We start from the raw sequence: 7,502 nt of genomic DNA on the forward strand, positions 1-7,502 counted from the left end.
ATTCTCCCATAGCTCAGTCGGTAGAGCGACGGACTGTTAATCCGCAGGTCCCTGGTTCGAGCCCAGGTGGGAGAGCCAAATTCTAAAAACCCGCTCACTTTGAGTGGGTTTTTTATTAACTATTTGATTTGAATATGCTGGACTTTCTTCAAACTATTTTACTAGTTATTGGATGCATAAGTAGTATTATTCTTCTTGTTAGCTTTGTTCCTTTTTTCTACCTAAACAAAAATTCTTTCCTCGATCAGTCATTAGTTCATTTGAAACTCAAATGTTCCTTCGATTAAAACAAGCCTTCCCCCACTACCACGTTTTGACTCAAGTGGCTTTTAGTGCATTAATTACTAGTGATCATTATAAAATTCGAAGCAAATTTAATCGTAAAGTTACCGACTTCGTGCTACTCAATAAAGATATGAAAGTTGTTGTGATTATTGAATTAGATGATCCGAGTCATCTCGGAAAAGAGCAGGAAGACAAACAAAGAGATCAAATGTTACAGGAGGCAGGCTATGATGTCATTCGCTATACTGAAATTCCATCCATAAAACAATTACAGATGGATATTCGTTATTAAAAACAATGGTATAAGCATTTATTCAGCAGTCTTAGCTTGTTCAGCATTTTTTTGATCTTCAAACTTCTTTGCAATCTCAGCACGTTGTTGATCATATTTACGTTTTGTTTCTGCATCACTTCTTGCTGCAATAAAAGCCATACCAACAATAAATATTGGTATCAATAAACCTAAAGCCATTAAACCCCATGGGATTTGCTTTTTTTCAACTGAATTCTGACTCATAGTATTCAAAATGCGCTATCAAAATCGATGCAACAATATAACAAAAAAGAGCCTCACTGATGAGACTCTTTTTTGATTTACAAGTTCTAAGATCTAATCACCATATCGTTGAATAATTAAGAACTCACGCCTGTACACTGCGAGTCTTTGCTTGCATCAATTTTCGCAGGATCAATTACCACATTTGTCTTAGCAGGCATTTTCGCTTGAATAAAGTTATAAATATCTAAGTTTTTACATACAATCGCTTGGGTATGTGTTGCATTAAGTACAGGTTTTAATTCCACCTCATCAGAACCTAATGCCTGTAAATTAGCTACCAATGCCTGAGTCACTGGGAAAGGAACGTTAGTGTCAGCTGTACCTTGTACAACTAAGACAGGCTTATCAATTCGCTTAGTTCCAGGCTGGTTATCTACCAAAAACTTCTGAACGGTTGGATTGGTTTTAAAATTGTTTGTATCTAATCCAGGGTAATCCATCACTTTTTTATCTGGATTATCCGTCATAAATTTGATGATATCTGCTTTAAACTTCTCGATGAGGCTTGCACTTGGGTCACTTTCATTATCAAGACATAAACCATTTTCACCTGTTGTACCTTCAGCAAACTCTGCTAATGATTTAGCGCGATCTTGGAAAATATCTCGATAATCAAATCTTGGTTCATATGCTTTGATACCAACACCCGTTAAAGCAGCCTATGCCAGTAGCGTTGCGTAAGAATCTACAGACACACGATTGACTAACGGAACATTATTGGCTACTTCTGCCTGCTCGATATTTGCCAATGCAGCTGGAGCAACTTCAAGAATAATCTTACCTAAACTTGAAGCTGGTGCTCCAGCAACCGCCCCTTTATAAGATACATCAGCATTTGCATATTCAGCTGTACCAATAGAAGCTTGCCCACCTTGTGACTGCCCTACTGACATCCATGCACCATTTAATTGGGTGCCATAACGATCTTTAACCGATTGCATCGCTGAGATAGCAGATTTTGCTTCACTTGCTAAATTAAGATAAGGATGGATACCAGCCGTTCCCAAACCCTCGTAATCAGGTGCAACCACCACATAACCAGCAGCAAGTAGGGTTTCAGCTAAAATTCTAAAACGCGGATTAAGCACATTATTACTAGGAGCACAGCTATCAGCGACTCCCACTGTTCCATGTTCCCATACCACTACACGATAACCATCGCTTGGTGCAGCAACCTTAGGAAACATAACCATCGCAGTCGCTTTTGCTGTTTTACCCTGAACATTAGTCATGTTATAGGTCATAACTTTGATCGATGCTGCAAAAGTCAAATTATCTTTTGAATAGCTAATTTCTGAAATATATGTTTTATCTTTATTGCTGCTTGAATAACCATCATTACTGTCATTACACGCAAATAGAAATAAAGCAGAGATTGAAAAGCTAATTGCTAATCCAATTTTAGACCGGTTCATAAAATTTTCTTTTAGTCTTGTTTTTGTGTGCACGAAACTACATGCGACTTTATTAAGGCATAAAAAAGTGCTCTGCATAGAACACTTTTCAACTAATTGGTCATTTTAAACCACTAATTGTAAAAAGATTCCTAGAAAAATTATCATTCCAACCCATCTATTGTGACGAAATGCCCAAAAACAAAGTTGCGGATCCCTATCTTGAGTCTTAAATGTTTGATAAATAAAATCTCCAGCAACAACAATCAATCCAGCTATTCCAAAAGGTACAAGCAGACTTTCGATATACAATGCAATGCCGATCAATACCAAACTCACAAGCTGCAACACACCAATAATTTGTATATCGTAGCGACCAAATAAAATAGCCGTCGATTTGACCCCAATTTTTAAATCATATTCACGATCAGTAATTGCATATTGTGTATCATAAGCGACTGTCCAAGCCAAATTACCGAAATATAAAAGCCAACAGGTTAAATCTGGGGTCTGCCCAACAGCGGCATATGCCATTGGAATTGACCAAGAAAATGCAGCACCGAGAAAAACTTGTGGTAGATGCGTATAACGTTTCATAAATGGATATATGAACGCTAACAATAACGCTCCAAATGACCAATAAAATGCTTCTATAGGCAAGAACAACAACAAACTTGCACTAAGCACTACCAAGGCTAAAAAAACAAACACTGCTTCCTTGGCTTTGATCACACCTGTGGCTAAAGGACGATTTTTCGTTCGTTCTACATGTGCATCTACTTTACGATCAGCAAAATCATTAATTGCACAACCTGCAGCACGCATAAATAAGCATCCCAAAGCCATGATTAGTAATATCTTAAGATCAGGTATGCCCTTAGATGCAATCCATAACGCCCACATGGTTGGCCAAAAAACCAATTCCGTACCAATCGGTTTATCAAATCTACATAGATAATAATAGGCTTCTAAACGTTGTCGCCATGTTATATGTTGCACTGTTTCCATGAGTAATCCTGAGAGTCAATGCTGTCGAATAAACTGTTCAAAAGCAGGCAAAAAAGTTTCCTGCACAATAAATTTACACCCATGCCATGTATAACAACTTTGCCTAGTCCAGCCCTCATCAAGTTGAATAACACGTCGTTCACACTGAGGATCAGTTCTTTGAAATAAGAACCAACCGATTGGCTTATTGCGTATATATTTAAATATTCTTGCTTTTTTTTGTAGACTAAGAATCGGGAAAATACTTTTTGCCTTCACCCAAGGCTCTCGCTCGCTACCATATAAATGAGTTTCACGTACCCAAGCAACATGATGGTAAGGCATTAACATCCATTTACTGTCAGCAAATGTTAAACGTTGATAATGCTCTTTAATCCGTTCAACATGAAAATCACCACTAGCAAGATCAGTAAGTTGTTGAGTTAATGAACCTGATGCGTACAACCATTTTTTTAATTCTTTAGGAATCTGCTTTGAATTTATTGTGTTTGGTCGTAAATTTCGCATGCTTGGCTCACTAAAAACATCGCATCTAGTTTACATGAATTTTTTGATAAAAAGCGTACGACTTTCAATTGAATCAAAAGCATAAAAAAAGCTCGCCTAAGCGAGCTTTTTTATTTGGGATGTATTACAAGCTATAGTACATATCAAATTCAACTGGGTGAGTAGTCGTGTTAAGACGACGTACATCTTCAGTTTTAAGTTCGATGTAAGCATCTAACATTTCTTTAGTGAATACACCGCCTTTTAATAAGAACTCGTGATCCGCTTTAAGAGCATCAATCGCCATTTCTAAGTTGTGAGCAACTGTAGGGATTTTTGCTTCTTCTTCAGGAGGAAGGTCATACAAGTTCTTGTCAGCAGCTTCACCTGGGTGAATCTTGTTTTGAATACCATCAAGACCAGCCATTAACAATGCCGCAAAACCTAAGTATGGGTTCATTAATGGATCTGGGAAACGTGCTTCGATACGTTTGCCTTTAGGGCTAGAAACGTAAGGAATACGGATAGAAGCAGAACGGTTACGTGCTGAGTAAGCAAGCATAATCGGAGCTTCATAGTGAGGAACTAAACGCTTGTACGAGTTTGTACCAGGGTTAGTAATTGCGTTCAAAGCACGAGCGTGTTTGATTACACCACCGATGAAGAACAATGCCATTTCTGATAAACCAGCATATTCATCACCAGCAAACAAGTTCTTGCCATCTTTAGAGATAGACATATGAACGTGCATACCAGAACCGTTATCACCTACCATTGGCTTAGGCATGAAAGTCGCTGTTTTGCCATATTGGTGAGCAACGTTCCAAACTGCATATTTGAACTGTTGAACTTCGTCCGCTTTACGAACTAATGTATTGAAGCTCACACCAATTTCTAATTGGCATGAAGCAACTTCGTGGTGATGTACTTCTACACGACCTGGACCCATGATGTCTTCAATACGTGCACACATTTCAGCACGCATGTCTTGATGTGAGTCAACTGGAGGAACTGGGAAGTAACCACCTTTCACACGTGGACGGTGACCTGAGTTACCAGCTTCGTAATCTTTACCAGTAGACCATGCAGCTTCTTCAGCGATTAGTGTATGGCGAGCGCCAGACATATCGATATCCCATTTAACTTCGTCGAAAACGAAGAATTCTGGTTCTGGACCAAAGAATGCTGTATCACCGATACCTGTAGATTTTAAATATTCTTCAGCACGACGAGCAATCGAACGTGGGTCACGCTCATAACCTTGACCAGTAGAAGGCTCAATAACGTCACAAGTCACAACAACAGTTGGCTCAGCAAAGAACGGGTCAAGAAAACCTGTTTCAGCATCTGGACGTAAGATCATGTCAGAAGCTTCAATGCCTTTCCAACCAGCGATTGAAGAACCATCGAACATTTTACCATCTTCAAATGTATCTTCATCAATCGTGTCAGCTGGGTAAGTTACGTGTTGCTCTTTACCCTTAGTATCAGTAAAGCGAAAATCGACCCATTTTGCGCCACTTTCTTTGATGAGTTGAAGGACCTTGTTCGCCATGCTCATTTGCTCCAATGAAATTTATATGCACTTGTTAAGTGCGTGTTAGTTGTTGGTGTACAATTAGCAATTATCATACCAACAATTTTAAAGCATACCTAAAACATTGAAATTCTTTGCAGAAAAAATGCTTTAAGCTCCATGTCCTATGTCCACTATAATGTTTGCTTTCACAAATGCACCATATTTAAACATTCCGATCTCAGCTCGTCCCCAAAATAGACATAACGAACCAAAGTGGTGCAAAACATATAACAGAGAACTAATGTAGTGCAATTTACACTATCATGAGTTAGCATAAATTCGCTTTTTATATCATTCTTTTGAACTTCATTCCAATCAATTCATTTAGACTTTTGGTTCACTTTGTATATTTTTACTCAAACCTTTAAATTTATGAAGTTTATTCTGATTTTTAAACACGATTTCTTTCATTAAGTAATTAAATCTAGCTAAACATCGGGTAATTGAAATATTCAACATTGATCATTTGTTTTTGTTATGATTATTCTTCTCTATTTTCAACATATTCCTTTAAGCTTCAATAAATCCTAAAGAAATATAACTTTAGAATAGAGTAATCACATTACCAGCTCAATAAAGCAATTATTTTTCAAAAGGTTATAAAGTCATGCTTCTGATGATCGAAAAGAAGCACTCAAAAAATATAAGCAAATCTAACAAAACTAATTTAGCTATCAACTCTTTTATTTTCAATCTTTAAGCAAATTAAAGTAAATGTAGCAAATTCTAGCAAAATTAAATTTTATGAGTATGATTGTGAGTACGCCAAGTTGTCATCAATCATACTCACATGCTAAACGACACCAAACTACGTACACTAAAGCCAACTGAGAAGCTTTATAGAATCACTGACTTTGATGGTTTGTGTATAGAGGTAAAGCCAACTGGCAAAAAGTTTTGGCGATTTAGATTTCGATATTTAGACAAAGCGCTCATGATGACACTGGGCGAATACCCTGTTGTGGGATTAGCAGAAGCTCGTAGATTGCGAGACGATGCTAAGTCGCTGCTTCACAAAGGTATCAATCCAATTGAAGATCGTGTCGAAAAAAAGCAAGAAGAAAAGAATGCTAGTAAAAATACTTTCAGGCTAGTTGCTGAAGAGTATATTGAAAATAAAATTGCAGATCGGACTGAAAAATACAAGCAACAAATGCGAGATTCATTTGAGCGTGATGTGTATAGAGTTATTGGTAATAAAGCTGTAAAAGATGTGACTTCATATGATGTTCTAAAAGTCATGGAAAACACTCTAAAACGTGTTCAAAGCCAAAATAATTACGGCACTGGTGAAGTGACAGCGATCCAAAACCGTAAATTTATTGGCGCTGTAATGCGCTACGCTATTGCCACACTTAGAGCTGATTACGACCCAACATACGCAGTTAGAGATGTTATTGAGCGTCCAGAGGTTGAACACGCAAGGCCACTGGAAAAACAAGAATTGCGAATTTTGCGTACCAAGATTGACACATACAAAGGATCAAAAACTGTTAGAAATGCTGTGTTAGCAATGCTTTATTCAATGTTAAGATCAATTGAAATTAGACGTATGCAATGGTCTTTTATTGATTTTGAAGATAAAACCATTAAATTCCCTATTGCTACAAAAAAAACAAAAGCGAAAAGCAAAACCCAAGAAAGAACAACCAAGAAAAACCGTATTCACATTGTGCCAATATCCGCCCAATTACTTGAGTTGCTGATTGAGCAAAAGAAAATTACTGGAAGTCAAGATTATGTATTTTCAGCAATATATAAAGAGGGGATGTTGTCTGCCACCACATTGAATAGGATGCTTGATTATATTAATTTAGGGGATGTTTCAGCCCATGACTTTAGGGCCACAGCATCAACCTTTCTTTATGAAAAAGGCTACGAAGAAGATTGGATTGAACTGCAACTCGCACATGCAGACGAGAATAAAACAAAAGCATCTTACAATCATGCAAAGCATTTAGAAAATAGGCGCAAGATGCTTCAAGATTGGGCGGACATTGTTGATAGTTGGAAAGATTAAGCCCTTGCCCCACCCCCAAACAGATGATTACCGTTTGTCGGCAGATTAAAAATAATTATAAATAGTGCTTGATTGTGAGATTCTCACGATGTATTATTTAATCATCAAGACGAGATGGCTAGATCGAAAGTCTTGATAACTTAAACATTACTTAGTGAGATATAGATATGA

At 37.4% G+C, this 7,502-nt stretch carries 5 protein-coding genes, 1 tRNA gene and 2 pseudogenes; 3 read left to right on the plus strand and 5 right to left on the minus strand.

The features are described from left to right. The first annotated feature begins 2 nt into the window (after window positions 1-2). A tRNA-Asn gene (locus M5121_RS15245) sits at window positions 3-78 on the plus strand. 56 nt (window positions 79-134) lie between these two features. Further along, a pseudogene (locus tag M5121_RS15250) lies at window positions 135-577 on the plus strand (DUF2726 domain-containing protein). An 18-nt stretch (window positions 578-595) separates the two neighbouring features. Here the strand turns inward: M5121_RS15250 and M5121_RS15255 are convergent. The 5 genes and pseudogenes from M5121_RS15255 to glnA all read right to left on the minus strand — a co-directional run bounded on the left by M5121_RS15255 (window position 596) and on the right by glnA (window position 5,293). Further along, window positions 596-802, minus strand: coding sequence for a hypothetical protein (locus M5121_RS15255; protein WP_125299497.1), 207 nt, complete (start codon window positions 800-802; stop codon window positions 596-598). Between the two features lie 116 nt (window positions 803-918). Then, window positions 919-2,259 (minus strand): annotated as a pseudogene (locus M5121_RS15260) (lipase family protein). Between the two features lie 105 nt (window positions 2,260-2,364). Continuing rightward, a complete protein-coding gene (ubiA, locus tag M5121_RS15265) occupies window positions 2,365-3,246 on the minus strand; it encodes a 4-hydroxybenzoate octaprenyltransferase (protein ID WP_125272017.1) in 882 nt (293 codons plus the stop codon). A 15-nt stretch (window positions 3,247-3,261) separates the two neighbouring features. Beyond that, window positions 3,262-3,753, minus strand: coding sequence for a chorismate--pyruvate lyase family protein (locus tag M5121_RS15270; RefSeq protein WP_249571644.1), 492 nt, complete (start codon window positions 3,751-3,753; stop codon window positions 3,262-3,264). Between the two features lie 124 nt (window positions 3,754-3,877). Next, on the minus strand, window positions 3,878-5,293 hold the full coding sequence (gene glnA / locus M5121_RS15275) for a type I glutamate--ammonia ligase (protein WP_005402324.1): 1,416 nt from the start codon (window positions 5,291-5,293) through the stop codon (window positions 3,878-3,880). An 808-nt stretch (window positions 5,294-6,101) separates the two neighbouring features. On the opposite strand from glnA, the gene M5121_RS15280 reads away from it, so the two are divergent. Continuing rightward, complete coding sequence (locus tag M5121_RS15280; RefSeq protein WP_249571645.1) at window positions 6,102-7,331, plus strand: tyrosine-type recombinase/integrase; 1,230 nt, start codon at window positions 6,102-6,104, stop codon at window positions 7,329-7,331. Window positions 7,332-7,502: the final 171 nt, after the last annotated feature.

It is taken from the genome of Acinetobacter sp. ANC5681, assembly GCF_023488045.1.
Taxonomy (GTDB): Bacteria; Pseudomonadota; Gammaproteobacteria; order Pseudomonadales; family Moraxellaceae; genus Acinetobacter.